Origin of the sequence: Colwellia sp. BRX10-3, from assembly GCF_014077505.1 — a bacterium.
Taxonomy (GTDB): Bacteria; Pseudomonadota; Gammaproteobacteria; order Enterobacterales; family Alteromonadaceae; genus Cognaticolwellia.
The window spans coordinates 1-531 of the sequence record NZ_JACGWA010000040.1; the positions used below are offsets into that span (position 1 = coordinate 1).

A 531-nucleotide genomic window follows, 5' to 3' on the forward strand; every position below is an offset into this window, starting at 1 on the left:
GAGATAATGTATGGATTAGATTTACCACTTTCACCGCCATTATTAATGCCGGTAACGAGTAGGTGATAATTTTTGCTTGGGTCGGCATCAGTAAATTGTGCTGCTGTGCCATTAATGGCAAGTTGTTGTATACCATTATCAAGTTCGATAGCGTTTTCAGCGGTTATTCCAAGCGCTGTCGCCGCGTAAAGGTTATAACGCTCGAGTGCGGAGTTACCTGACCAAGAAACAGTGACAACACCATTTTCACGACTAGCGCTAACGGCTGAAATTTGAATAGGTTGCCAATTAACACTCAGTGCATCAACAATGGCACTATTGCCTAAATTGTCTTCAACAATAAGCTCTATGCGCAAAGCCCCTGCTATTTCATTAGCAAATTGAGGGTTAAATCCGGTTATCGTGGCTTGAAAATCAGGGGAACAATTGTTTGAGCATAAAACAAAGCTTCGCTCTGCGTTAGGTAAATAAAGCGACACTTTATTCATTACATCAGTATCTGAAGCCGTAACACCTAAGGTTAAATTACCT

Annotated in this window: 1 protein-coding gene; it reads right to left on the reverse strand. The window is 41.2% G+C overall.

All coding sequences use genetic code 11. From position 1 onward, the window contains the following. Positions 1–531, reverse strand: a 531-nt coding sequence (locus H4J38_RS17485; RefSeq protein ID WP_182133663.1) for a hypothetical protein, incomplete at both ends; no start/stop codon positions are given.